This is a genomic window from Aureimonas sp. AU12 (assembly GCF_001463705.1).
Classification (GTDB): Bacteria; Pseudomonadota; Alphaproteobacteria; order Rhizobiales; family Rhizobiaceae; genus Aureimonas.
Window position 1 is genome coordinate 40779 of record NZ_BBWH01000056.1, and the last position, 26152, is coordinate 66930.

General features: G+C 60.7%; 18 protein-coding genes. 4 read left to right on the plus strand and 14 right to left on the minus strand.

Translation table 11 applies throughout. The features are described 5' to 3' along the window. Positions 1-41: 41 nt before the first annotated feature. Positions 42-3977: a Ti-type conjugative transfer relaxase TraA gene (traA, locus tag AUL33_RS21075; protein ID WP_192843251.1), complete on the minus strand. Its 3936-nt coding sequence runs from the start codon at positions 3975-3977 to the stop codon at positions 42-44. A 320-nt stretch (positions 3978-4297) separates the two neighbouring features. On the opposite strand from traA, the gene AUL33_RS21090 reads away from it, so the two are divergent. Genes AUL33_RS21090 through AUL33_RS21100 form a run of 3 tightly spaced genes read left to right on the plus strand, consistent with a single transcriptional unit; the run spans position 4298 to position 6511 of the window. Further along, complete coding sequence (locus AUL33_RS21090; RefSeq protein WP_192843252.1) at positions 4298-4552, plus strand: TraC family protein; 255 nt, start codon at positions 4298-4300, stop codon at positions 4550-4552. A 22-nt stretch (positions 4553-4574) separates the two neighbouring features. Continuing rightward, positions 4575-4805, plus strand: a complete 231-nt coding sequence (locus AUL33_RS21095) for a conjugal transfer protein TraD (RefSeq protein WP_062213215.1) — start codon at positions 4575-4577, stop codon at positions 4803-4805. Continuing rightward, positions 4802-6511, plus strand: coding sequence for a type IV secretion system DNA-binding domain-containing protein (locus AUL33_RS21100; protein WP_156419555.1), 1710 nt, complete (start codon positions 4802-4804; stop codon positions 6509-6511). Before AUL33_RS21095 ends, AUL33_RS21100 begins: the two co-directional genes overlap by 4 nt. 175 nt (positions 6512-6686) lie before the next feature. On the opposite strand, the gene AUL33_RS22885 is transcribed toward AUL33_RS21100, so the two are convergent. The 3 genes from AUL33_RS22885 to ssb all read right to left on the minus strand — a co-directional run bounded on the left by AUL33_RS22885 (position 6687) and on the right by ssb (position 9418). Continuing rightward, complete coding sequence (locus AUL33_RS22885) at positions 6687-7178, minus strand: helix-turn-helix domain-containing protein (protein ID WP_062213222.1); 492 nt, start codon at positions 7176-7178, stop codon at positions 6687-6689. A 531-nt stretch (positions 7179-7709) separates the two neighbouring features. Continuing rightward, complete coding sequence (locus AUL33_RS22890; protein WP_244492384.1) at positions 7710-8228, minus strand: hypothetical protein; 519 nt, start codon at positions 8226-8228, stop codon at positions 7710-7712. An 884-nt stretch (positions 8229-9112) separates the two neighbouring features. Then, positions 9113-9418: a single-stranded DNA-binding protein gene (ssb, locus tag AUL33_RS21115; RefSeq protein ID WP_062213229.1), complete on the minus strand. Its 306-nt coding sequence runs from the start codon at positions 9416-9418 to the stop codon at positions 9113-9115. 1389 nt (positions 9419-10807) lie between these two features. Here ssb and AUL33_RS21120 point away from each other — a divergent pair. Further along, a complete protein-coding gene (locus AUL33_RS21120; protein ID WP_082652812.1) occupies positions 10808-12859 on the plus strand; it encodes a methyl-accepting chemotaxis protein in 2052 nt (683 codons plus the stop codon). A 115-nt stretch (positions 12860-12974) separates the two neighbouring features. On the opposite strand, the gene AUL33_RS22435 is transcribed toward AUL33_RS21120, so the two are convergent. The 10 genes from AUL33_RS22435 to AUL33_RS21170 form a co-directional block, all read right to left on the minus strand. Further along, positions 12975-13364 (minus strand): hypothetical protein, encoded by a 390-nt coding sequence (locus AUL33_RS22435; RefSeq protein ID WP_156419556.1) that lies wholly within the window; start codon positions 13362-13364, stop codon positions 12975-12977. Between the two features lie 82 nt (positions 13365-13446). Next, positions 13447-14073, minus strand: coding sequence for a hypothetical protein (locus tag AUL33_RS21130; RefSeq protein ID WP_062213237.1), 627 nt, complete (start codon positions 14071-14073; stop codon positions 13447-13449). 13 nt (positions 14074-14086) lie between these two features. Next, entirely contained in the window at positions 14087-14272 is a 186-nt protein-coding gene (locus AUL33_RS21135; RefSeq protein WP_062213240.1) for a hypothetical protein, read from the minus strand. 1 nt (position 14273) lies between these two features. After that, on the minus strand, positions 14274-14618 hold the full coding sequence (locus AUL33_RS21140; RefSeq protein WP_156419557.1) for a hypothetical protein: 345 nt from the start codon (positions 14616-14618) through the stop codon (positions 14274-14276). Positions 14619-14855: 237 nt separating this feature from the next. Beyond that, the gene (locus tag AUL33_RS21145) at positions 14856-15758 is read right to left on the minus strand and encodes a DUF2493 domain-containing protein (RefSeq protein ID WP_062213243.1); all 903 of its coding nucleotides are present in this window, start codon (positions 15756-15758) and stop codon (positions 14856-14858) included. Between the two features lie 293 nt (positions 15759-16051). Then, positions 16052-17074 (minus strand): toprim domain-containing protein, encoded by a 1023-nt coding sequence (locus tag AUL33_RS21150; RefSeq protein WP_062213246.1) that lies wholly within the window; start codon positions 17072-17074, stop codon positions 16052-16054. A gap of 83 nt (positions 17075-17157) precedes the next feature. Continuing rightward, positions 17158-21519, minus strand: a complete 4362-nt coding sequence (locus AUL33_RS21155; RefSeq protein ID WP_062213248.1) for a strawberry notch family protein — start codon at positions 21517-21519, stop codon at positions 17158-17160. A 93-nt stretch (positions 21520-21612) separates the two neighbouring features. Continuing rightward, positions 21613-22383: a hypothetical protein gene (locus AUL33_RS21160; RefSeq protein WP_156419558.1), complete on the minus strand. Its 771-nt coding sequence runs from the start codon at positions 22381-22383 to the stop codon at positions 21613-21615. A 9-nt stretch (positions 22384-22392) separates the two neighbouring features. Next, a complete protein-coding gene (locus AUL33_RS21165; protein ID WP_082652813.1) occupies positions 22393-24345 on the minus strand; it encodes a glycosyltransferase in 1953 nt (650 codons plus the stop codon). Beyond that, positions 24342-25673, minus strand: coding sequence for an HlyD family efflux transporter periplasmic adaptor subunit (locus AUL33_RS21170; RefSeq protein WP_210171795.1), 1332 nt, complete (start codon positions 25671-25673; stop codon positions 24342-24344). Before AUL33_RS21170 ends, AUL33_RS21165 begins: the two co-directional genes overlap by 4 nt. Positions 25674-26152: the final 479 nt, after the last annotated feature.

A 26152-nucleotide genomic window follows, 5' to 3' on the forward strand; every position in this document is an offset into this window, starting at 1 on the left:
ATTCCTGCCTCTCGCTCGCGCTCCATCTTGGACAAAAGGGCTCACCGCTCGTACCCTCCACGATCGCGCTCGCGATTCATGCTGCGCTCCAGACTGCGCTGACGCGAATGCTCGATGGCCCGCGTCATCTCCACTTCTCGAAGCGCCGTGTCGACGCGTGCAATGGTCGCCTGAACCTCGACTTTTTGAGCTTTTGAAAGGCCAGGGATCCGCTCGACAGCGTTTGGCACCTTCAGTCGCGCATTCAAGCTCTGCCGCCATGTCCGAACCTCGTTCAACGCATCGTGTTGAGACAGCGCACGCATGGCGATCTGTTGGGCAGGTTCCCGATCGGGTCGCTTCATCTCGCTAGCGCGCACCAATTCGTTGACGACAGCGGTCGCCTCCTTTGAGAGTGCCGGCATCGAAGTCGACATTTCCTGGCGCCAACGAGCCTCTTCCTGTCGAAGCACCGGCTCGATCCGAGCGCGGGTGATATGAGCTTCGACATATGTGTTGCCGAACACACGGACATGGCTGAGCGCTGCCTGTCGATTGGCATCGGGTTTCAGCATGAGGGTACGAGCCCCTTGCAGATCGCCATAGGTTTGCGGAGACTTCTGCAGCTCTGCAACGAAGGCCGCCGTGTCCAAAGGCTGCCTGGCAAAAACGTCATTGAGCTTCGCCAGTGCGGCTTGAGGATCTCGCCAAACGATAGCTGCGTAACGCTCGACATTCTGCATGACCGAGGCAAAATCGAAATGCGAGTGGACGGCATGAGCGGCAGCGTCTTCGACAGTTTGTGACCAACGCTCGACTGCATGAAGGAAGGGCTTTGCCGGTTCGGGCTCAACGACGATCAACGCATCGGATGCGCGCCCATGAACGGGATTACCGGGGATCGGGGGATCCACGACCAGCGGCGAAGAGGACCTATCGAGTTCAGGAACAGCGATGGCGGAAGCGACGGCACTTTCGTAGTCGGCAAGCGTGGTGCGCTCGTCGCGTTCCTGGCTGTAACCTGTTTCGAAGGCGCGCACAGTCTCCAGAAGTCCTAGCTCCCATGCTGCGCGGGAGACGGCGTGAACACTCGTCCAATTCGCTTGCAATGCATCGCGAACGGGTTCGGCAAGATGGACTAAACGCGGCTCATCATGGACATCATGGAGCGTTCGTCCGATGGAGACGACGACGGTAGGGCTGACAACGTCGGCGACCCGCTCGGCGTAGGTGCGCAGCGCCTCGGCGGTGCGCATATGCGTCATTTCGTTCTCGGCGGTATGGAAGGCAGAGCGACGTGCCAAGCCCTCATGGTTCATCGCAGCCGAATGCTGCTGGACGTGATCGAGACGTGCCAGCGGCTGACGCAATTGCTCGTCCGGTTCGAGACCGCGAACCTGCTTATGACGTTCTGCGATGACGGTGTTGATGCGGCTGTCAACCGAGATGCGTTCACTAGCGGAGGGATCCCGTGCGCGGTTAAGGAACTCGTTGGCGTAGTCTCGAATGCCTTGCAGGACGTCGCCAGGGTGAGGGAGCCCACGCGCTTGGAGAAACACCTCAAAGCGCTCATTGAGCGTCAGAGGAGCTGCGACAGCGAGCTCCGCCAGCATCGCCGCTCGTGCTTCCCGGTAGTCCTGTGTTGTGCGGAAATCGAGAGAGGTATCCTTCAGCTTATCGGTTGCGAGGCGGTCCATTGCGTACTCTTTCGTCGCCAGCTTCTCCGCATTGGAGTGGGTGAACGCATCGAGCGGAACGTGCATCGTCACCTCCTCGCGATGACGCGACAGGGCAACATAGGTAAGCTGCGCATCCATCATTCCGCTGGCGACGATGTGGACGCGATCCACGGTCGAACCTTGGGATTTATGGATGGTCGTGGCGTAGCCATGGTCGATCTCATTGTACCCGCCGGGCGAGATCGCGATCGGCTCGGCACGCTCCGGCAGAGCGATGTACATTGTGCCGCTGTCAAAGCGTTCGACAAAGCCGACGGTGCCATTTCGAACGCCGAGCTCACGGTCGTTGTCGAAGAAGAGAACGCGATCGCCAATCGCAAACTCACGCATCCCTCGCGACGTCAGGATCTGCCTGCCGTCTTGTAGACCACTCTCGGCTTGTATGACGGAACGCGCCATAGCGTTGAGGTCGGTGACGTCACGATTGGTATGCGCGAGCATCAAGACGTCTACGTTGGCACGCCAGTCATGGTGCCATCCTTTGATGGCGGCTTGGAGCGCATCGTCGCGTGCGTCGTGGACGCGGAAGGTGTCATTGCCCTCATAGATGTCGAGAGCCGAGCGGGCTTGGCCGGCACCAAACAGGACGCTTGCATGAGCGTGGTCCGACCGCTCTTGGCGGCGCACTTCGGTCAACTCGACATAGCCGACCTCGTTCGCGATGGAGCGGAAGGCAGCACCCGCTTCGATCGGTTGAAGCTGGCGAGAGTCGCCTACGAGAACGACCTTGGCTCCGAACCTGTCGAGTTGATCCACGACGCGCGCCATCTGCGCGGAGGCCACCATGCCAGCTTCGTCGATGACGAACACGTCACCTTTTTGGAGCTGGTCGCGTCCTATGTCCCAAGCGAATTCCCATGAAGCCAGGGTCCGGCTGACGATACCGGAGGACGCTTCGAGATTATCCGCCGCCTTGCCAGCCAAAGCTGCGCCATACACCCCGACCGACTCTGCCCGGTACACCTCGTTGACGGCACGTAGGACCGTGGATTTACCTGCTCCGGCGATGCCGACCATGGCTGAAACGCCATCGTCACGCGTCAGGCGGTCCACGGCTGCGCGTTGTTCAGGAGTGTAGTCAAACCCTTGCAGCACTTGAGCGCGAGCGACGGCTTCTTCCTTGCGAGCCGCATCGACGGCGAAAGAATGATCGGCTGCGCGCCGCTCCACTGCATCCAGCATGGAGGCTTCACGCTCCAAGATGCCAACAGTCGTGAAGCGTTCGCGTTGAACGATACGATTACTTTCAGGATCGTGGATCTGTGCTTGGATGGTGACGAGTTCAGGGAGTGTTCCGACACGATGAAGGAGCGATTGGAAGTCGTCGCCCTCACCGGCATAGCGGTGGATCATACGCGCGACATCGCGCAGATCGAAGGTCGATTGCTGGCGTGTGATGTGTTCGAGAACGAGCGACGGGTTTGCCTCGAAAGCAGCGAAGTTGCGCGAGCGAGCTTCCAAATCGGCGCGGACATGCTCGTCGTGTGCGCGCGCGCCGCCAAGATGATGGACAAGACCACGATGCGTCGTCGGCTCGATCTCGGTGATACCCCGATCCTTGAACGATCGATGATCGACAGCGATCTCATGACCGGCCCGTGCAAGAGCCATATTCACATGGTTCGCCCATGCTTCGCGGTTTTCTAGAAGCTCCGACTTCGATCCGGCCCATTTATCGTAGATGAGGTCTCCGCGCTTTGATCGGACCGGCTCGTTCTGTTCGTCCTTCAATAGGAGCGTCTTCGGCCCAAAACCGGTGTCGGTAAGAGGGCGCAGGGTGGTCATGATGTGGACGTGAGGATTGTGCTGCTTGTCCTCCGGACGATGGTAGGCCCAATCGGCGATGCGGCCCTTCGCCGTGTAGTTCTCTTCGACGAAAGCGCGAACCAGCTCGATGTTCTCAGCCTCGGACAGTTCGCGGGGAAGAGCGACAATGAGATCGATGGCATAGGTGGCATCAACCCGCTTTTCCCCAGCCTCGACCCGGTTCCAAAGGGTTTGCGACGCCTCAATAGCTGCCGCCCCATCAAGGCGAACGACACCCTCGCGACTGAATCCAAGATCCTGACGAACCCATTCGGGCGCATCGTTGGGGATCGCGATCTCAGAATGAACGCCGCCATCTTTAGCTGAAAAGTCGATCAACTTGCCGGTGGCGTCACGTTCCATGACTGCGGCATGCCGATAGGCTGCTGCTGCAACGGCTGAGCGACCATTGCCCGCTGAGACGACTGTTTGGCGAAAGTGGAAGATCGCCAACGCCCCTGACCCTTCTAGTCGGCAACAAGACCCTTCAGAGTTCGTATGATCCGCTGTTGCCAAACGCAACAGTTAATTGCGCAGTCTAAAATTCACCCTGAAGCTCGAGCGGGCGCAAAGCGCCCACTTTCTCGAGCGGGTCGCTTCGCTCCGGGGGCCAACAAAGGAGCAGACGGGACACAGGACTGAGGGTGTTTAGACCGAACCGACGGCCAATTGCCGTCAACCAAGGTCTAGACAATGGCTTGAGAGCCACTTCGGGCTGTGTATTGAGTGCGACCGTTAAGTCCGCCATGCAACGTCACAGGAACACAATCACGATGAGAAAGCCGCGAGCAAAGGCACCTTCGACCAATTCGAAGGCGGCACAAATTCGAGCACAGATGGAGCTGCTTCAGAACGAACTGAAGCAGGCAGAAGTCGAAGAGGAAACGGCCTTTGGCAAGCTGGCCCGCAGAGTCGGGATCTTCGATCTCGATATGTCCGAGGCTGATTTGCGGGAGGCACTCAACGGAATCGTCGAGCGCTTTCGCTCAGGTGGAGCGAAAGCCGCGGAAACGCCTGAAGCACCATAGGCGATCGCTCAAGGAGCGGCTGATGGCGCTGAGAGAAGAGCTTCGCCGCGTCGATGATCGACCGTCTGCATCGGCGAGACGCCAGGACACTCACCAGAAGATTGCACTAGGCGGTCTGATTGTGAAAGCGGGTCTGCGGGACGCTGACAAGAGCTTCCTACTCGGCATCCTCATGGAAGCGGCGTCAAGGCAATCCGATGGTGAGTTCAAGGCGAGAATGATCGATCTGGGACGCAAAGGATTTGCGGAGTGATACGAAAACAGAAAACGCCAACGGTCTGGTGGGCGTTCGCCGCACTTGGCATCGGTGTCCTCGGAACGATCGGCATGTGGGCCTGGCGTTTCGGCAGTACGTACTGGCAGGTCTCCAATGGGGGGATCGTTTACCTCACATGGGCGAATGCCAGGTTTTGTCTTTTGCCTTGGGACATTCTCGATTGCCGCCAGATTTTCACCATGAGCGGCTACGCGAACATGAGGAAAATCACGACGTTCCAGTTCATGGTGTTCGCGCCATTGCTCGCTGGTTCGGGTATCTTTGGGTTTGGCGTTTGGCAGCGTTGGCTGCGCCAAAAGGAACGGATCATTCTCGCCGGCGGGACCGTCGCGGATTATCCCGAACTGGTGGCAGTTGCGCGCAAGGAGCAGAAGGTCGGGGCGCTTCCGTTGTACGGAGAATGGGGTCTCTCGGATCTTCGAAGCCTGAACGGCATGGTCGTGTTTGGCGCCCCTGGTAGCGGCAAGTCGAACTTCATTCGCCATCTCATGCAGTCCGCGACAAATGTCGGGGATCGTCAGATCGTCTATGCCTTCAAGCCGGAAGTGTACGGGCTCCTGCCTCCGATCCCTATCACCGATGAAAACGAGACGGGCTACCCGCTGCTCATTAGTCCTGCGGATCGCCGGTCATGGGTTTGGGACATCGCGAAGGAAGTCACAAGCGTCGAAGAGTGTATCGAACTTGCCCGCTATCTGGTGCAGGGGAACGACATCGAGTTCTTTCGCGAAGCCGCTCAAACCGTTGCCGCGGTAATCGTCATCAAGCTGCATACGGAGAAGCCGGGGGCGTGGACTTGGCAGGAGCTCTTCGATGGCGTCCTTATGTCGGACGAAGAGTTCGAGCAGGCCGCGATGACGTATCATCCACCGGCGTTGAAACTCGTTACGGCAGAAGAGCGCCAATGGGACAGCGTGCGGAGCACGCTCCAGATCGCCTTCAACAAACTGCAACTGCTCGGGCGAGCTTGGGGCGACTACAGTGGTCGAAAGGCGATTTCGATCCGCGAATTCATGCAGGGGGAACGTGGGCCACAGACGCTTGTCCTTGGGCATAGCGGACGTTTCGATGAACTGTCGAAACTATGGATCGCTCTCTTCATGACGATCGCGACGAAGTCCGTCTTCCACGAAAAATACCGGCGTGTGAAAGGTCGTCGGACGTGGTTCGTTCTCGATGAGTTTTCACGCCTTGCGCGCATCGACGGAATCGACCAACTGGTAACAGCAGGTCGCGAGCGAGGAGTCTCTGCGGTTCTTGGATTGCAGGATTTCCATGCGATCGAGGCAACGTATGGGGACCATGCGTTCAAGACGTGGATGTCGTCGATCCAAACGAAAATCATCTGTCGAACCGAGCCCGGCGAGACTGCATCGTGGCTGATGCGCATCCTTGGGAAAACGCGCATTCGCGAGCTTCGAACCAAGCCAGGACCGAACGGCGGAACTGTTCGCGAATGGCATGAGTACGAAGACAGCGCACTGCGCGAAGCTGAGATGAGCTCCGAACTCGGCGTTGTGAAGGGCAAAGGAACCTGGGTCATCGTCGCGGGATATGGCCGCGACCTATATCGAGTTCTGGTACCGTTTGTGGATCTCGATCCACACCGAAAAGCCTACGAGGCGTCGACCTGGGTCGACGGTGCTGAAAAGAAGACACCTCCGCCGATCGCGGCGGAGTAGCATCCGCCATTTGATCGGACAGCGAAAACGGTCGCCTTGGGCGGCCGTTTTTTTTCGCCACCAGCACGCCTATGGAGCGCATCTGCGATTGGTGCGTGCGTGATTTCGAGCGGAAGCCGCAGTTCGCTATTCAGCGAACATGTAAGGCCGATTATGGGTCGATGGAGGGCTGGGCTCAGGTCGAGAAGGGACGGAATTTGCCCCTTTCTTCATTCCTGAGCTTCTCACGAGGCGCGAAGCGGCTCGTGTCCTTCCTCTCGTTAAGAGAAGATATTGGTGTTTGGTTTTTGGGTGACATTAGTGTCCTACCCTGAAATCCAGCCACCACGCCTTCGAAGGGACGAAAGACTGCGGAAGGCGTTTCCGCGAGCCAGCGTGCGAGCCCCTTGGCGCTTTCGAAGAAAGGCGCGGCGAGCTCGGTCACGGTGATCACAAGACCGATGTGCATGCCGTTTCGGTTCGTGCGGATTTCAGACTGGATGTAACCGTACCTGATCAGGTCATCGAGATACCGGCGAATGGTGCGCGTGGAGCGCGCCATGATGTTGGCGGCCGTGCCTTTGGTGATGATGGTCTCGCGGCTTTTGCCGCAGCGTGCGCGCAGCACCTGCAGAAACGCCTTGGCGTTCGGCGTCAAGCGATCATCGCGTGCAGCGGTGGTCGCCATGGCGGGCGTATACTGGCGACTCTCGTTGGGCGTCGGGCGCGTCGAGCGGGGACGACATTCCTTCGGCTTTCGCGGAGTGCCGCGGTCGCGCGTTTGCACGCCGACAAGCCGTGGCGGCGATGTCGGTGGGGCGCCGATCGCAGCGGATCGGCGCGTCGCTTCCGCACGCGAGATCAAGCCCGCAGCGTGGTCCCGCCAGATCGCTGCACGAGCGAGAAAGTCGGGATGTGGGACGTCGTTCTGCTGCGCTAGCGACGCAAACAGGTCAGTCGTTGTACTCGTGCCTGCATCCCAGGTACGAGCCATCGATCGCATGCTGGAAGGCATGCACTCTCGTTCCGCCGACATAGTCTCTCCTTGCGATAGGGCAAAGCGAGGCCGTGGCGGGAAGCCGCGATTTTACTTGACGAAGAGAGTCAGGGGACTTATTCTGGCGTTCTCACACGATCTCAGAATGAGGCTCCGGCGGCTCCCGCTTCGGGGCCTTTTTCTTTGCCTATGGCGTCTCCACAAAAGTTGCAGGGATGAGGATCACGCGACGTCCGATCTCAGACGAGCCGCGTCCTCCGGTGTAAAATTGTCGAGATCGGTCTTCGCCATCAGAAGGCGCAGCGCTTCCGACCTCGATGCGAGATTGAGCCGGCATTTTAGCCTGTCGAGCGCAGCCAGTTCTTTCTCATGAAGAACTGCTTCCATCGCGCGCATACCGCTTTCACGTCGACGTGCTCGACTGGCAGCGACCGAAGCGGCCGAACTCTTTAGTCCCATGATTCCGACTCGCTCCAGCCAACTAGTAGAACGCTGGAGCATCCCAACTGCAAATACGAGTCTGAATCGTTCGGCCACGCACAGAGACCCTGATGAAAGGTTTCTGACGACATCTCCCCTGATCCTGTCGATTAACAAAAGTCGGATAATCAGGCTTGACGAGCAGTCCCACCAGATCGCTGCACGAATGAGAGAGTTGGGATGTGGTTCGTCGTTCTGCTCAGCGTCGGACGCAAACAGGTCGGGCGTTGATACCGTGCTGGATGACCAGACATAGCTCATCGAGCGCACACCTACAGGCGTGCGAAATTGCGCTGCCAAGGATCCTCTCTCTGCGCAGAAGGCAAAGCTTTCCCGTGGCGAATTCATCGCATTTAAGTTGACGATGGCAGGCAAGAGGAGGTATGAGAGAGTTAGGAATTGTCTCTCGTTTTGGTCCCAGCCGCCGGCAAGCCGCTAGGTCCTATGCGCCTCCTCAAGCCCTATCGCGATGATCTCGCGGTGGGGCTTTCCCTTATGTGCTTTCTCTCGTGTTAAGGTTGCCATTACGGGGGCGCGGCCTGGCCGTATCCCCGATGTTGTGTTCGCGCCGGAACTGCTCCAGCAGCGCCTGCATGGCGCTGTGCTGGTTGGGCAATCCGTTCGCAATCATGAAGCGGCGGAGGATCTGAAGATGCTCCTCACGCACGTAAAATCTGCGGCTCGTCTCACCTGCGGCGAGGCGGCGTTCATGGTGCTCGAAGACAGCCTGTGCGCTCGACCTACGCTGGGGCATAAGCCCAAACTCCATCTTTAGATCCTAAACAGCCGATTCTTTGCTGTGGGTTTCACTTATAGACACGTAATCCGATCTTGAGGAAAGAGGTACGAGCCCACTTTCACGATCCAATCGTGAAAGGAACCGGCAAAACCAGAAAGGATCATCTGCCATGGCGGACGACATGGGAAACGCCGAGTTGGTCCGAACTGTCGAAAGCCATTTGTCCGAGAAAGCGGCACAAATCTGTCAGAACGCCTTGAACAGCTGAAATTTCAAGGGCCTATGTTCATCACAAGGGTTGAACGAAACTTACGCAAAGCAAGAGCCAGCGATCAGCGCCAGCTACAAAAGGCGGCGTCCATCCCGAAATCGGATAGCGAGCCCGAAGGCTCGCTATTTCTGGTTCTCAGAGCTTGTTGAAGAGCGTAGCGATCACATCCACGTCAAATTGGCGGTCATCGCCCTCGCCGTAGGAGGATTGAGCGACGCGGGCCTCGATGTAGACCGAGTCGCCTTTCTCGACGTTCTCCGGGATCCACTCGCGCTGGGCTTGGTCGAAGATCGTGACCGGAATCCAGTCGGTGCGCTCTTTGCGCTGGCCGTCCTCTCCGGTCCAAGAGCGGTTGGTTGCGACGGAGACCTTGATACAGCCGTTAAAGACCTTGATGGAGCCGACGTTGCCGAGAAGGGTGAGGCGGTTGACCGAGCGCATGGGGTTCTCCTGTGGTGCGCGTTTCGATGCCCTCGCCAGCACGCGCAGGGTCGCGCGGTCATCCTGAATTGCGGAGGGTCCGCCCCGCGGGGGTGGAAACCGTCATTCTGGTTGACCGCATAGCGGCCCAAGCGGGCAAGACCGGGCATTTTCGGAAACGGGCATCGGGAAGGCCCTTGGTCGGTGTCATGTTGGCCTCCTTTCGGAATGATGTCGGATCGCATCGTGGTCGGGCTGCATCACGGCTTGGACTGCCGGCATTGGTGGGAGAGGGGTTGCCTCAGCGCGGCGCGCAGCGGTTCCGGATGTTGACTTCGTCGGGCTCGGGGTCAGATGCCGGCAGCATGAAGGGGGTGGGGGCGCTGCGACGCTCGCTGGAAGGGTTCAGCGGTGATGACGTGGAGCGCTTCGCGAGGATGGTCGCATTACCGGGCTAGTTGGTGGAGTGTCTCGCAGCGGCGGAGGCGATAAACCTGCTGCAGGTCAGGGAGCGTCAGCTGACGGCAGCAAGGTCCTGGCAAACACTCCTAGACACGGTGTTGGAACGCAAGGCCAATGTCGCCGCTCTTCAAGGAGCACAGATGCGACGCCACTCGAGGTCTTCAGCGATGAGCGAGACCGAATGCGAAAATCTGATACCGCGGTGGATTCGGTCGGGGATGGGACGCCAGTGATGAGGGCGTTCCGCCAGTCGACGGGACGATCGCAACACGACGTGGCCGTGGAAATTGGCATCACCGAGGAGCGGCTTGCGGAGCTCAAGCAAGGGAAACGGCTCCACCTGACAAGTTCGCAAGTATTCTCAATGATTTAGGCAATTCTGCAGACTTCTCGGCCGACAAGCAGTACAACTGCCGATAGTATATTATCTCCAACTTATGTAAACTTTTGGATTAAACAATGAGATAAAGGGTTCTTGGGTCTGGACATGCGCATCTCAAACAAGACGAAGATGGCTACCTTAGCCGGCGCTCAAGATGAACATTATGCATTTGAGGAGCTGACGAGGGTCGTATGACGGAAGCTCCCAGCCCGTTTATGACCCAACTAAGCCAACAACGCTCGAGCGTTCGATGCGCAATCCGTCGAGGCCGCAATCAGCATAAGCAATCGATTCCTGCCGTTGAGTCTGCAATGAAGTGAAAACTGCACCGGCATGGCCGTTAAAATTTATTCACGTCACTTAAGCCATATTTGCAGCCTATCACTGCAATGATTATATCCTGCGGATACCAAAGCACCGCACGTGATATATATTGAAAACAACTAGAAACAAATGCGATTCTTTGGATATAAAATTTTTGCGACGAAACCATGTCGTGTCAACGAAAAAGTTACAAAACCAATTGAAAGCTACATAAATTATAACTATTACGATAAGGTTGTCTAATGAAATTTCCGATCGGCATGAAACTTGGCGCGGGGTTTGCCACTGTTCTCCTTATGACGACAGCTGTAGGATACTTCGGTGTTCAAGCGTTAGGTCAGAGCAACCAAACCCTGGTGCGGTTCACAGAACGTCCTTTCCAACAGGTGCAGGGACTAGGCCAAATCTCTGCAAGCCTTGAAGCGACGCGCCGATTTGCTCGAAACATCGCTGCGGAAGCCTCACCGGACGTTCGGGCAGCTCAGATGAAGTCCTATGAGGACGCCTGGACGAAGCTGATGGCGTCCCTCGACCGATATGAAACCGGTGTCCAGACATCGGAAGGTAAGCTCGCCATGGCCGAACTTCGTCCCTCGATTGATGCCCTGCGCCCGGTGGCCGATCAGATCATGGCGGATGCAATGCTGGTGAATCCGAATGAAGCACAAGATTTGCTGACCCATTCGGCATCTGCTCTCGCCACGGTCCGCTCCGCGATCGACGGAATGACGGAGAAGGTCATCGCAGCGAACCTCGGCGCAGAGCCACTGCGTCTCCTGGCAGAAACCGAGGCAAGCGTCCTGACATCGCTCATCGCTACGTTGAGCATCATCGTCGATACCGATCATGCGAGAGTTCAAGCGAGCAGCACGGAATTGAACGAGCTTGCAGTTTCTGTTCGCGCAAATCTCGAAACCCTTCGTGGCGTGCTTCCGACAGACTTGCGTTCCGACGTCGAGCAACTGAACGTCAAAGCGGGAAACCTGTTTGCCGATCTTCGGACAAGCGGCGACAAAGGGCTTCTTAAGCGCGCGGCCGCCCTCAGCCAATTTATCGTTGAGAAGCAACGTCCAGCAAGCGACGCGGTTGCCAAGATTGTCGGACAGCTGACGGTCCGAGCAAACGAACGGGCCGAGGCCTTCAAAGCAGAATCGGAAGCGAGCTACGTCGAAACCCGCAACCTCGCGATCGGCCTCGTGATTGCTGCGGTGCTGGCTGGGGGCGGCATTGCAGCATGGTTGTCGGTGTCGACGGCGCGTCGCTTGCGTCGGTCGGTGAACCTTGCCTCAGCAATCGGGAAGGGTGATTTGACCCAAGACGTAAATGCCAAGGGGTCCGACGAGATCGCGGAGTTGGAGCGTGCCATGGCCGCGATGTCTTCAACATTACGTGGGATCGTGACGGACGTGCGGGCGTCTGCGGAACAAGTCGCATCAGGCTCTACTCAATCTGCCTCATCCGCGATGCAACTTTCATCGGGTTCGACCGAGCAAGCTGCCGCGAGTGAGCAAGCGTCTGCAGCCATCGAAGAAATGACCGCAAACGTTCGGCAAAACTCGGAGAATGCGACACAGACGGAGAAGATTGCGACCTCAGCAGCGGAAAATGCCACTCGATCTGGCAAAGCGGTTGCAAAATCTGTGGACGCAATGCGTACCATTGCCGACAAGATTGCCGTTGTACAGGAGATTGCCCGTCAGACCGATTTGTTGGCGTTGAACGCTGCCATCGAGGCCGCACGTGCAGGTCAGCATGGCAAGGGATTTGCCGTCGTGGCAAGCGAGGTCCGCAAACTCGCCGAGCGCAGCCAAGTCGCCGCTACAGAGATCAACAACTTGTCGACCGATACGCTGATCGTAGCTGAGGAGGCGGGTACGTTACTGAACCAGCTCGTACCCGATATTCAGCGTACGGCAGAGTTGGTATCCGAGATTTCGGCGGCTTGCCGGGAGCAATCGATCGGGACTGAGCAAATCAATCAAGCGATCCTTCAACTGGATCAAGTGACACAGGCCAACGCTGGCGCAGCCAATGAAATGTCCGCGACGGCTTCGCAACTTTCGGCGGAAGCCGGGCGATTGAGCGAACGGGCAGGGTACTTTCGGGTCAATGAGCAACACGCAGGGGCTGGGTTAGCTCCGTCGCTTCGGCAGGAAAGCGTTCAGGCGCTAAGACAAAGAGTGCAGGCATTCGGTGCGCAGCACGGTGCAACGATGTCGCGCGAAAACCAAAAGAAGGCCAATAGCGGTTTTGATATCGATATGAACGACGAATTCGAACGTATGAGTGCTTAAAGCTCGACTTCTCAGGGTAAGACCCTGTTGATTGCCGAGGCTGGATCTGATCCGGGCTACTTCAGGGGCCTGGATCAAATCGATCTGTGCTGGCTGACGGACTAGCGCTAACGAGCTAGCGAGGATTTCCGATGCGCTGGGTGTTCCCAAGAACCTTCTGATCGACGGACAGCGGATGAGAGCGTTCTGGAACGATTGCGGCGTCGGCGTTGTCCCTGAACAGGCTCGCGAGGTTGATCTGCGAGAGGCTGGCTCGATCTGGTCCGATAAGATCCGCGCTGTGGAAGGCAACTTCTTCGGCCTGATCGACGAGGAGGACAGAACGATCCAATTCTATATCGAGGCAAACATTCAGGACGATATCGAGGATGCCCGTCATCTTCGGATTGTCCTGATGGACTTCCCGCAACTCGAGCAGGGCGGGTCCTTTAAAAGGCAAGTGGCGATGGGCGAAGTCCTTGGGTTGATCGAGATGGTTTTCATGGTCGGTCTCGATCACCGCCATTTTGGCGAGCTGACGTTTTCGCCCTGGTAGCGCCAAGGTCGTTAGACCTCGGCTTGAATGGAGATCGCCGTCTATACGCCGATCACACGAGAGGCAGGGACGCCCGCATCATCCAAAGGCCAATGACCATGGCGGCTAGGGCGGCCATCGCAGCGATGAGGACGATGGTCAGGATGCGCACGCGCCATCGCGTAGACCGCGCAAACGCCTCGAACTTATTGAGCTGAGCCTTTGCCTCGGCGAGTGCCGCTACGCTCTCTCTATAGGTCGCCATCATGTCCTGGGTGAGCACGTTAGGGCGCTCTCTGATGGCTTGCAGGAGTTCGGGCTTATCCTGAGGGTTGAAGATCAAGTCCTCCAGCTCCTCGAGGCGGTTCTTCAGTTGCAGAAGGGGCCCTTCTACGTCGGCTGGATCTCCATGGAGCCGGATTAGATTGTCGATAAGAGCGATCTGATCCGCGACCCCGATGGTGGCGGACACGTAGACCATGCGGTCCCGGCTGAAGTCTCGAATGCCAAGGGAGACAGCTTGCTCGGCCTGCGCGATTGCCGCGAGCATGTCTTTGCCATGGGTGTCCGGCAATGGGTTCAATTGCACCTCTGCGACATCGACGGTGAATGCCTCGACTGAGTATGAAAGCGATAGGAGTGCGTCAGCCCTCTGGCCTCGCGCTATCACCCGGCCTAAGCGAATGTGGTAGATTGCCATATAGTCGGGGCCTTCAGTAGCCAAGGAAAGCTAGGAGGTCGCCGGCATCGATGGCGTCGATGTCCGCGCCCGTGAACTCGTAGAAGTCAACGAGTGTGGCGTCGTGCTGGGCTAGAATGGCTGTTGCTGCAACCGGGCCGAGAATGATGGCGTCATCGGTGCCCCGAACGTCGAATGCGTCATCTGCGGTGAAGCGCATGTCAGCCCTCGTTCGCAAAGTTATCAGGTTCGATCTCGTCTCGGTAGATGATCGTGTACTGGGCGGCGGCCAGGACGTTCATCATGTCGGTTTTGGGGGCCTCGAAGAAACTTTCCATAAGAACGCCATCACGCAAAAGGTCTTGATCAAAGCGATAATACGAGAGCGTCGTTTCCGTGAGAAGATCCCGTTCCGTCCAGCCTTCGGGTCTTCGACGCGATAGGTTGACGATACAGGTCGCGACCAATTCAAGCGCGACCCGCTCCAATTGCATAAGAGATGTTCCCCAACGTTTCACTTCGATCCTTGCGGTAGCCATATCGGTCGCGACGGGCAGGTCAAGCATGGGGTTATAATGTCCATGCGTGGTTCAAGGTGAGTCATCGATCGGCTCGACGTCACGAAGCTAAAGCATGCGGATGCTCTCGGAACGCTCTACGCCTATGAGGTCCCTGATCAGAACCTCTCGGCGTTCTGACGGACATGATGTGACATCCAATGTTTTCAAATGGAGCGGTCCTAAGGGCCCGAAAAGAGAAAGCCGCCCGAGGGCGGCAGTTAGCGAAGGAGGTTGCGGGGGGCGTCAGCCCCCCACTCGCATCACCTTGATGCCGAGTTTTTTTGCCTTGTCGGCGAGGTTCTCGGTGATGCCAGTGCCGGGGGTGACGATGACACCCTGGGGCATCTGCTCGAGCATCTTGTCGTTGCGTTTGAAGGGTGCGGCTCGGCCGACGCTCCAGTCGGGCTTGAAGGCGACGGCCGGGACTTTGCAGTTGGCGGCCCATTTGGCGGCAATCAGTTCGGCGCCTGTCGGGCTGCCGCCGTGGAGAAGCACCATGTCGGGGTACTTGTTGTGTGCCGCGTCGAGCGTCTTCCAGATCAGATCGTGGTTATTGTAATCGGCGCCGCCGGCGAAGGCGATTTTGGTGCCCGAAGGGCAATGCGCCTCGTTCTCGGACCGGGCCTTGGCGGCAAGGAAGTCACGGCTGTCGATCATGGCGGCGGTGAGGTTCGCGTGAGAAACCTTGGAGCCGGTGCGGGGCAGCCAGGGCGATCCGGTCATGACCTCGTAGTGCTCGGCGGCGAGATCGCGCATGGCCTCGAAGGCGTTGCGGGTTTCGGTGAGGGCGGTGCCGTCTTCCAGCAGCTTCTCCAGCTCGACGGAGCGGATCTCGGAGCCGTCCTGCTCGCGCTGCGCGTCACGGATCTTGAGGGTGGTGTCATCGAGGCGCTTCTCGGTGTGGGTGTGCCGGCGATGGAAGGAGTTGACGAGGCTCCAGAGCATTTCCTGCAGCTCGCCCTCGAGGCGGGTGTCAGCGAAGATGTCGCGCAGGTTGGCCATGACGTCGCCGATCTGGGCGGGGAGGGCGTCGGCGTCGGGCAGGGGGCGGTAGTCACGATCGCCATCGGCTGTGACACCGTAGAGCTGCATCTCGGCGAGGAGGTGGGCGGTCGGGCTGGAAGTGGTGCTGGAGTAGAGGGTCATGGCGCTTATCCTTTGAGGGAGCGGCTCTTGGCCGGGATGGCGCGATGAAAGATCGTGGCTGGAGGCCAGGAACCCGTCAGGGCGGCGCCTTAGCGCCGAGGATAGCCAAGGGCTATCTTGTCCCGCGAGGAGGCCGAAGGCCGGGGAAGATAGTCCGCGGCGCAGCCTTGAAGGACCGACAGAGGGCGCCTCTTGCGCCCGGCCTCGATCCATCGCGTCGGACATCCCGCTCCAAGAGCGGTCCCTGCAAGGAAACGCTGGTGGCCTGACCCGGCCAGCACCATGCCTGCCCGTCAGGCGAACTCGTCCATGCCAGCGCCCAAATCGAACCGCAGCCGTGTGCGCAGCGCGTCCGCCCCCCAGGCACTGAGGTCGTCGTTGAAGTCGCCCAGGACGGGCACGATCTCGCGCACCCGGATCGATCGCCCGGCCTCCCGCAGCCGCTCGCGCAAATGGAGGGTGCCTCGACGCCCGGCCTCGTCGTTGTCGCGGAACACCCAAACCTGCTCGACGCCATCGGGCACCTCGAACAGACCGAGATGGGTAGCGGTTAGGCAGGCGGCGATCGGCAGCTTCGGCAGGGCGGTGCCGACTGACAGCATCGTCTCGATCCCTTCCCCGCAGCCGAGGACATTCCCGACGCCCTCGAAGCGCACGGCATTGCCATATAGAGTGCCCATGACGCGCTTGGGGCTTTCGATGTCGGCCACAGCGCCTCGTTCGACGTCAAGCCACGTTCGTGCGACACCTGTTACCTGCCCGGCATTGTCCGTTATAGCTGCCAAAAGGGCAGGCAGAACAAGACGTTCGCCAGTCTCGTGCGATATTGCGTAAGATTGCTTATGGAACCTCAGGCAAGATCCGAGGCGGTTGATATCACGGTTTCGAAGGTAGCGCTCGCCAAGGGTGCCAGCAAGCGCCTGGGCGCTGGCGAAGAGCCTCGCTGCCTTCTCGCGCTTGGTGAGGTCAGGCTTGCGCGACGTGTCCGCAGCGGGCGTCGGTGCGACGCGAACGAGGTCAGGCTTGCCGAGGAAACTCCTGGCCTCCCGCATCACCTCGCCGAAGGACCGGGCGTTGGTAAGATGCGGAATGAGGTCGAGGAGGTCGCCCCGCTCGCCGGTCGCATAGTCCTGCCATTTGCCCGCCAGGCGGCCGCCGCTGGCCTGAAGGCGGATGGCAAGGCTTCCGCCCGCCGCGCCCGACACATCTGCGATCTGCCAATATCCACCCGCAGAGCGCCCATTGGGCAGATACGCTCGGCAGAAGCTCTCGGCGTGCGCGCCGAGCTCGCGCGCGATGTCCTGTGCGCTCTCCATGTTCTCAAACCCCCTGACGCGGCCAACTCCATAGGCAACCGGGGGCTTGGCCGCCCCCGGCTCGCTCTCAGCCGACTGTTGGGCTACGCGGCCAGCGCTTGCCCCTCGCTCCCCGCCTGCGGGTAGCTCGCGGTCAGCCGGTCCAGGGTCTCCACGCTCCCCTGGAGAGGAACGAACACCCGTGTCTTCCACTGGATGATCTCGGTCGTGCATCCGAGCTGCTTCAGGTACTTGAGATGGGTCTGGTCGAAGCCTACCACCTCAATCCGGAACGCATCCATAACGCGCGAGCGGCGGATCACGAGACCCTCCTGGAGTGTGACGGCGGCGTTCTTGACCATCACCGCTTCGCTGATCTCCTCCGAGGTCATGACGGCTGAGCAGTTCAGGCCGAGCTTGGCATAGACCGTGTTCAGCTCGTCCGCCGAGACGAGACGACCGACGATGCGCTCGCCCTCATCGGTCTGGAGACGATAAACGCGCGGATTGTCCCGCGGGAGCTTATCCCAAATCGGCAGCAGGAGGCCGGACATGACGGTGATGCGCGAGTGGTTGAACTCGGGCACCGCGTCGACCTCGGCCTGCCACGCCGCTTCGAAGGCGGCGTCGGCCACTGGTTTCCAATGGGAGGAGGCCAGTTCCAGCTCGAGCATGTTCTCGGCGTGCATGGGCCGGATCAAACGGACCCGATCGATCGGTGCGCCGTCTTCGGTCATGAGCGAGAATGTCGGCACCTCGACGGCGGCGCGTCCCGACTGCTCGTTCACGAGAAGGCGGGCGTCGCGGGTCTCTCGCAGCATGGCCTGGACGTCGGCCAGCGTGCAGGGTCGGTTGCGCTTGATCTCCTCGACCGTCAGCGCCAGGGTCTTGGCGCCGGAGGGCGCGGTGTAGATCGCATTGCGATCTATGATCCGGAAGCTCTCGGCGCGCAGGGTCTCCAGGCCGGCATCGAAGGTGCCGCTGGCGATCGCGCTCTCGACGATCCCATCGAGAATGCTGGTGAAGGCATCGAACACGGCGTCCTGCATCTCGATCGTGAGGGCAAGGCAGCGGTTCAGGAAGCGCGAGATCGGCGGAAGCTCCTCGCGGAGCGTACCGTTATCCGTGAGCTCCAAGCCCGTCATCTCCTCGAAGCGAGACAGCGAACAGGCCTCGATCTTGCCCCGAACCACCGCGCCATAGAACTGGCGCAGTGCGGCGCGGGCGTAGCTGCTCTCCAGATTGTCCTCGGGCCGGAACATGCCCTGCCCGCCGGTCTGGCGTTGGCCGCGCGTGATGGCGCCGAGCGTATCGAGGCGGCGCGCGATTGTGGACAGGAAGCGCTTCTGGCCCTTCACGTTCGACGCCACGGGCCGGAATAGCGGCGGCTGGGCCTGGTTGGTGCGGTGGGTGCGGCCAAGGCCTTGTATGGCCTCGGCCGCGCGCCAACCCGGCTCCGCGAGGTAGTGGACGCGAAGCCGCTGGTTCCGAGCGTAGAGGTCGGCATGGTAGGACCGCCCGGTCCCGCCGGCATCCGAGAAGATCAGGATGCGCTTCTTGTCGTCCATGAACGCCTGCGTCTCCGTGAGGTTGGAAGAGGCGGGGCGGTTCTGGACCTTCAGCTTGCCGTCGCTGTCCTTGACGATGCGGCGCGAGCGGCCTGTCACCTCGGCCACCTCGTCCGTGCCGAAGTGCCAGAGGATCTGGTCGAGAAGGCTCTGGACCGGGGCGAGCGAACCGAGATGCTCGATCAGGGCGTCGCGCTTCTCGACGGCTTCGCGGCACAGGACGATGTTGCCGTCGCCGTCCACGACGGGCCGGGACGACAGCTTGTCGTCGGCATCGGTGAACACCTCGTAGAGCTGCACCGGGAAGGAGTGAACGAGGTAGTCCATGACGTACTCGCGAGGCGTCACGTCGACCTGAATATCATGCCACTCGGAGGCCGGGATCTCCGCCAGGCGGCGCTCCATCAGCGCCTCCGAAGTCGAGACGATCTGGATGACGCTGGCGCGGCCCTCATCGAGATCGGCCTGGATCGCGGGAATGAGGCTGGGGCAGGTCATGGCACCGATTAGGTGCATGAAGAAGCGCTGCTTGTTGGACTCGAAGGCCGAGCGCGCGGCCGACTTGGCGTTGCGGTTGAGCGACCGGCCGTTGTCGCCGGTGACGTTCGACGCCTGAAGGGCGGCTTCGAGGTTCTGGTGGATGATCTGGAAGGCGCCGGCATAGCTGTCGTAGATGGCGCGCTGCGCGGGCGTCAGCTCGTGAACGAGCATCTCGTACTCGACGCCCTCATAGGACACCGAACGGGCGATGTAGAGGCCAAGGGCCTTGAGGTCGCGCGAGATCACCTCCATGGCGGCGATGCCGCCCTCCTCCATGGCGCCGACAAAGGCGCCGCGGTCCTTGAACGGAAGGTCGCTCGAACCCCAGAGGCCAAGGCGCGCGGCGTAGGCGAGGTTGGAGACCTCGGTGGCGCCGGTCGCCGAAACGTAGACGACGCGGGCGTTCGGAAGCTGATTCTGGAGGTCCAGCCCGGCCTTGCCCTGCTGCGAGGGCTTGACGTCGCCGCGCTCGGACGTGCCGCCGGAGGCGTTCGCCATGGCGTGGGCCTCGTCGAACGGGATCACACCGTCGAAGTCGATCCCAAGCCACTTCACGATCTGGTCGAGACGGCTCGCCTTGTCCCCGCGCTCGGCCGAGCGCAGCGTGGCGTAGGTGATGAAGAGGATGCCGCTGTCCAAGCGGATGTCGGAGCCCTGGCGGAAGCGCGAGAGCGGAACGATGTCGGAGGCGGCGCCGCCAAGGGCGGTCCAGTCGCGCTGGGCGTCCTCGATCAGCTTATCGGACTTCGACAGCCAGACGGCCTTGCGGCGACCCTGGAGCCAATTGTCCATGATGATGCCGGCGACCTGGCGGCCCTTGCCGCAGCCCGTGCCGTCACCGAGAAAGAAGCCACGACGGACGCGGAAGGCCGCCGGATCGTCGTCGCGCGCGGCGACCAAAGTCCCATGCTCGGGGTGAAGCGTGTAGTGGCCCTTCAGGAAGGTCGAGTGCGCTTCGCCGGCATAGATCACGGTCTCGAGCTGGGCGTCCGATAGGAGCCCGTCGCGCACAACAGTGACCGGCAGCTTTGGCCGGTAGGAAGGAACGGGCGGGGCAACGGACGCCATGGCGGCCGACTGGACCAGCGTGGTGACGTGAGGCTGCGCGCCCTCGATGGCGATTGACTGGACCTCGTAGGTCTCATAGAGCGCAGTCGTCAGGGCCGCCTGCGAAGGCGCCCACGCGCGCGGGAGATAGGACACCTCCGCGAGGTCGATGCCATCGAGCTTGTGCCGCGACTGTGAAAGCGCGAGCTCGCGCGTCTCGGCACGGGCGCGCTCGCGGATCGCGGCCAGGCTCTCGACCACCGGAGCGGGCGAGGCAGCCGGGGTGCTTGGTACAGCCGAGACCGGAGCGGAGCGACGGACGGGACATGCCGACTGCACAAGCTGGAGAAGTTCGCTCGAGGACGACACGATCGGATGCACGCCGTCGAAGCGCGAGGCGTCGTCGGCCGGGCACTTGTCGAAGACGGTCAGACGGGTCTCGATGGTCGTGCCGTGCGAGGCATAGACTTTGCCGTCGATCGCCGCGGAGAACACGACGCGGCCGATGCGCTGCAGGTCTTCGAACGCCTCCCGCCAAGCGCCCGTCGGCGAGAAGCTCTCGCTGGTGATGGTGACGAGGCGACCTTCGGGCGCGAGGCGCTGAAGGGCGCTGCGAATGTGCTTGTAGGTGGCGGCCTTGTAGCGGCCCTCGACCTTGGGCGAGGCCGAGAAGGGCGGGTTCATCAGGACCACGGAGGGCACGATCGCGGGGGTAAGCCGATCATGGATCGTCGCGGCATCGAACTTCGTCACACCTTGCGTCTCGAAGACACGGCGCAGGAGCTGGACGCGGAGCTCGGCGTATTCGTTGAGTGCCAGCGAGGCGCCGGCGATACGAGCGAAGATGGCCAGCATTCCGGTGCCAGCGGAGGGCTCCAGCGCCAGGTCGCCGTCATGAATGCCGGCGGCCTCGGATGCCACAAAGGCCAGTGGCAGCGGCGTTGAGAACTGCTGTAGCGCCTGGCCCTCCTCGGAACGGCGGGTCTGGGTACTGACGAGACCGGCGAGACGATCGAGCATGCCGAGGAAGGCCAAAGCCGATCCGGCCTGGCGGCGCATGGCGGCGCCGTACTTCGACACGAACAGGATCTGCGCGACCTCGACGGCCTCGTAGGCGTCCTTCCAGACCCATGCGCCATCGGCGTCGGATGCGCCGAAGGCCGCTTCCATGGCGGCGCGAAGGGCCTTGTTGTCAAGCTTTTTGCCCCCCTCAAGCATCTTTAGGAGGACGCCGCCAGCCTGGAACACGGCGCGGTGCGGCTCCACCAGCGTGGCGGGGGAGAACGAGGCGGTACGTTCGAAGAGGGTCATGGACGAGCTCCAACGGTTCGGGGTTGGCCTCCTCACGCTCTCTCTCGATCCGCGGAAGGCTTGCCTTCCCGGCCCTTCCTCGCCCTCTGGGGTTTACCCCCGCGGTCGCATCGCTCCCGCAAAATCCTTCAGGGTGTCGTCCCTCTTCATGCCGTCCATCAGGTCTCGCAATCCCCTTCTGGCAGCGTCAGGCCAACATTGGGCAGAATGGCGAGCAAGGTCCAGTTCGGCGATACGCCGCTGTGGATCCTGACCGAGGAACATCAGGAAGCGGTCGATGATCCGTTCGCCGCGAAGACGGTTACGCTCGGAGACGCAACACGCGAGACCGGATTGCTCGATGTGCCGATCCACGAGATCGGCCATCGGAAGGAAGTGGATGGCGTCGAGCTTTCGATAGAAGCGAACCATACGATCCAGCGCATCGCCCTGCGTGAGGCCAAGCCCTCTGGCCGCCAGAGAGTCGAAGGGAGTCCAGCCCTTGGGCTCGACAAACCATGCAAGCTTACTGGCGCCGGACGCCAGATTGCGGACGCTCCGACCATCGGCGGCGCCTGGGGCTCGTCTGGAAAGCGCTTCGACCACGATCCTAAGTCCCTCGGCCTGCTCTTCAAGGGTCGACCCCACGCGGACATGGGAGCTGATCGTATCGGCGATGAGAAGATCGTTCTCAGGCGTTGCGAGCATTGAGCGGCGAAATCCGTAGTGCCTTGCAATCAGGCGAACGGACTCCGGCGTCAGCAACCCATGGTCACCCTCGATCCCATTGCGGATCGGAGCATCGGCGTATGACCACCATCGCAAGGAGTCGGCAGCCGCCAGAGCGAAGATGTCTATCGAGGACATGGTATCGGGATGGTTCATGGCGATGACTCAGGAGAAGACACGTTGGACGACGGCGCGGCCAACATCGGTCGGATTGACGCCATGGAAGGCTTCGAGATAGCGGCCCGTGTAGAAGGCGCGGATCATCGTGACGCGGACATTGAGGCTCTCATCGAACTTGATCGCGAAGCTTCCGCCAAGGCAGCGAACGACGGTAGCATCGACCGTTCGGCCGCGGATCGTGCAGGACAATGTCGTGCCGGCAGGCACGGGCGAAGTGCCTTCGATCCGGGCGCCGCTGATGGAGATATCGATGAGATGGTAGCTCTCGGATCCTCCATCGAGATCGATACCGATCGCCTCGTTTGTCGGGAAGCGTTCGGCTTTGCGATGCCGTGGCTGCTCGACACAGATGAAGCAGGTGATGGCAAGGATCGCGAGATTGTACCAGCACCAGATGAGGGCGACGCCGGCATTGGTGAGGAGATCCCCGCGAACATCGATCGCGAAGGCGTAGGTGATCGCTGACAGATTGAGGGCGATCAGTGCCGCGAAGATGCGCAGGAGCGGCCATTCCACGAAGCGGAGATCGCGATCGCCTCCCTTGGCCGTGACTTTAAACTTTTGCCCTTTGGGCCGAGCCAGGCCGACGAAGACGGCCTTGATAATGGCGGGCGTTGCGATGACCTGCGAGACGTCCGACATGATCGGCAGGGATCGACCCTGGGAGATCCAGCCGAGCGTGACCATCTGCCAGAGAAAGAAGGGCAGGAAGTGCTCGAGTGTCGACGACAGGTCGGTCTCCACAATGTGGAGGCCGAAGAGGAGGTAGAGAAGCGGCAGGAGAAGGCCGAGGACACGGGCGGGGTAGACCACGGCCCATCCCAAGAAGCTGTCGAATAGTGACAGGCGGTCGATGAAGTTGAGGCTGGAGGTTCGCGAGAAAGGACCACTGCGGCCGCGCACGATCTGCATGAAGCCGAGACACCAGCGCCCACGCTGGGTGATGTACTCCTTCAGCCCTTCAGGTGCGAGACCGAAGGTCAGCGCCTCGTTGAGATAGGAGGTGGTGTAGCCGAACTCCTTCAGACGAAGCGTCAAAAGGTAATCCTCGGTCACGCTGTCGGTCGGGAAGCCGCCGATCCGCACCAGCGGATCGAAGCGGATGACCGACGAGGTGCCGCAGCAGAAGGCCGCCCCCCAGGCGTCCTTGGACGCCATGATGACGTCGAAGAAGTAGCGCTGCTCGTCGGGCCAGACGCGCGTGACGGCCAGATTGGTCTGGATCGGGTCCGGATTGATGAAGTGCTGCGGGGTCTGCACCAGGCCGACCCCGGGCTCGCGGAAGAGACACAGGGCGCGCGACAGGAACTGCGGCAGCGGCACGAAGTCGGCGTCGAGGATCGACACGAAGTCGGGCCGTTCCGGCAAAGCGCTGAGATGGGCGAGCGCATGGTTGATGTTGCCCGCCTTCGCGTGGGCGTTGTCGGGCCGGGTCAGATACTTGCAGCCAAGACGCCCGGCGAGATCCTCGAGCCAAGGGCGACGGCCGTCGTCCAGCACCCAAACTCGGAAGTTGGGATAGTCTATGCCGGTGGCGCCGGCCATGGTGCGTTCCAGAATGGTCTGGTCCTCGTTGTAGGTGCAGATCAGGACATCGACGAGCGGCGGAGCCTGGGCGGCGAACCATCCTTGGTTCGCTTCGACCTCGACGGTTCGGTTCTTGGTCCGAGACAGGAACACGAGCCCGAGTGATGCCGCGAGGAGGCAGGTCAGCTCGATGGCCAGGAAGAGCAGGCCAGCGAAGAAGTGGACGGTCAGTCCGGCGGCGGGCAAGGTCTCGAAGACCCGCCAGAGAGCGTAGCGCAGGAGAAACGCGAAGGTGACGGCGGCCATGATTTGACGCGAAAGCACATGGTCGCGGTCGAGCCAGGGCACGACCATCATGGCGAGCGCGAAGGTGGCGAGCGCCGGTGCTAGAGGATCCGTCCACTCTATCATGGTGCAGCCACGTCGCTCCTATCGAACTCGACCCGCCCGGTGCGTCCGATCGAACAGGAGGCGTTCTGTGAACCGGGAAGGCCGATCAGGACCCGATAAGGCGCCTTGCGCAGGGCGCTGGGTTCGATGGCAAAGTTGGCAGCCGCGTTGGCCATGCCGGTGAGGTTGACGACCCGACCGTTCAGATCCTCTCCATCGTCGGCCGGGATGAACCGGGCCGCTGTGCCGACGCTGAGGACGTTGTAGACGCTCTCGCTGACGTTGGCGGTGACGACGGTGGTGGAGCAATCCACCAGGCGCACCATGGCCTGTCCCGAAGAGACCTCTTCGCCGGGCGAGACGAGCCGCTCCCACATGCGGCCCTCGATCGGAATCGAGAGGGCGGCGTTGGAGAGAAGCGAGAAGCGTGCTGTGTCCTGACTGATCTCGGCCGAGACGCGGGCAAGTTCGGCGGCGAGACGGTCGCGCTCGACCGCGAAGCTGTCGATCTCGGCTTCGACGCTCTCGGCGCGCTGCATCGAACTGGGCCGGTCATTGTTGGAGCCATCGCCAATGAAGATGCCGGCGTGCGCAGCCTCGATTTCCTGGGTAAGCGAGGCCAGCCGATGGCGGAGCGTGTCCGTCTGCAAGGCGGCCAGCGATGCTTCGCGTGCCACGCGCGCCGCTTCCACATCGGAGATGTTGCCGCCCGAGGCCAGCGCCGCCGAACGCGAGGCGGCATGGGTGGCTTCCTCGTGACTCAGGGTTGCAATGGCAATCTCGTCGTTGAGTTCGGCGCGCCGGGCCTGAAGCTGGGCGAGCCGCCCCCGGCTGAACTGCTGCACAGCCGCATCGAGCTGGACGCGCTCCTCCTGGGCGTTGCGAAGCTTGGTGGTGATCGCGACGAGTTCGTTCGCGAGGCGGCCCTTCTGGCTTTCGAGTTCATCGAGGCGACCGCGATCGGTGCGGTCGTTGTGGATGGTCAGCAGCTCGGCGCCGTGCGGGAGAATGCCAGCGTCGTTCACGGTGCGAATGCCATCGACCCGGCCACTGATCGGCGCGCGCAGCGTGATGAGGCGGGCATTCACCACGGCCTCGACACTGGAGGGCTGCATCAGAGTGTAGAGAGGGTAGACACCGAATGCGGAAATCAGCGTGAGACCAAGGACGGTCTTCAGGATGCGACGCGAACCGGAGCGATCGTTGTTCTGCGCAACAGGTGCCGTTGGTACAGGATCGGGCGTTGGCGCGAACGCTTGGGGACCGGGAACGAAGGCAGTTCGAAGGGTCGCACCAATGTCTTGGATGTCGCCGGGCGCATGACTGGCGACTGGCATGGGGTCATCCACGAACGCCACCGGCTCATGCCCGATCGTGCTCTCAACACTGTCAGAAGTGAAGTTCGAGTGGTTCTGGAGCCGGGTAGCAAGCGTTGGGCTTAGCATTTTGGTTATGGACCATCATGAGAGAGGGTTCGGGTGATTTGCTGCGTTTGAAGCACTGCACCCAAGTCGCTCAGCCGCGACTTTAGCCATAATAGACCGACTCAGCGTTAACGGGCGGCAAACTCCAGACAGATTGCAATATGAAGAGATTTTCTCGCTTTACAGATGGATAATTTCGACTTTCCGTTGATTCGCTCTTAACACTCATATTCGCTATGCGATTTTCCTAGACTTGACCTTTTTTGGAGGGTAGGGAGAAGATCCGCGAACAGGCGGTTCGCAAGATATCTCAGATGGTCCCGCGGTTAATGTTCATGCCATTGCAGTGCCTTACGAACATTGGAGAGAGCGCGAAAATGCTCGCTCGCAGCTCAAAAAACGTC

What these genes read in the sequence shown, in the direction of transcription:
- AUL33_RS21090 (WP_192843252.1), top strand. Translation starts at nt 4,298, where the DNA reads ATGAGAAAGCCGCGAGCAAAGGCACCTTCGACCAATTCGAAGGCGGCA.
- AUL33_RS21095 (WP_062213215.1), top strand. Translation starts at nt 4,575, where the DNA reads ATGGCGCTGAGAGAAGAGCTTCGCCGCGTCGATGATCGACCGTCTGCA.
- AUL33_RS22885 (WP_062213222.1), bottom strand. Translation starts at nt 7,178, where the DNA reads ATGGCGACCACCGCTGCACGCGATGATCGCTTGACGCCGAACGCCAAG.
- AUL33_RS22890 (WP_244492384.1), bottom strand. Translation starts at nt 8,228, where the DNA reads ATGAGCTATGTCTGGTCATCCAGCACGGTATCAACGCCCGACCTGTTT.
- ssb (WP_062213229.1), bottom strand. Translation starts at nt 9,418, where the DNA reads ATGCGCTCGGTCAACCGCCTCACCCTTCTCGGCAACGTCGGCTCCATC.
- AUL33_RS21120 (WP_082652812.1), top strand. Translation starts at nt 10,808, where the DNA reads ATGAAATTTCCGATCGGCATGAAACTTGGCGCGGGGTTTGCCACTGTT.
- AUL33_RS22435 (WP_156419556.1), bottom strand. Translation starts at nt 13,364, where the DNA reads ATGGCGGTGATCGAGACCGACCATGAAAACCATCTCGATCAACCCAAG.
- AUL33_RS21130 (WP_062213237.1), bottom strand. Translation starts at nt 14,073, where the DNA reads ATGGCAATCTACCACATTCGCTTAGGCCGGGTGATAGCGCGAGGCCAG.
- AUL33_RS21135 (WP_062213240.1), bottom strand. Translation starts at nt 14,272, where the DNA reads ATGCGCTTCACCGCAGATGACGCATTCGACGTTCGGGGCACCGATGAC.
- AUL33_RS21140 (WP_156419557.1), bottom strand. Translation starts at nt 14,618, where the DNA reads ATGCTTGACCTGCCCGTCGCGACCGATATGGCTACCGCAAGGATCGAA.
- AUL33_RS21145 (WP_062213243.1), bottom strand. Translation starts at nt 15,758, where the DNA reads ATGACCCTCTACTCCAGCACCACTTCCAGCCCGACCGCCCACCTCCTC.
- AUL33_RS21150 (WP_062213246.1), bottom strand. Translation starts at nt 17,074, where the DNA reads ATGGAGAGCGCACAGGACATCGCGCGCGAGCTCGGCGCGCACGCCGAG.
- AUL33_RS21155 (WP_062213248.1), bottom strand. Translation starts at nt 21,519, where the DNA reads ATGACCCTCTTCGAACGTACCGCCTCGTTCTCCCCCGCCACGCTGGTG.
- AUL33_RS21160 (WP_156419558.1), bottom strand. Translation starts at nt 22,383, where the DNA reads ATGAACCATCCCGATACCATGTCCTCGATAGACATCTTCGCTCTGGCG.
- AUL33_RS21165 (WP_082652813.1), bottom strand. Translation starts at nt 24,345, where the DNA reads ATGATAGAGTGGACGGATCCTCTAGCACCGGCGCTCGCCACCTTCGCG.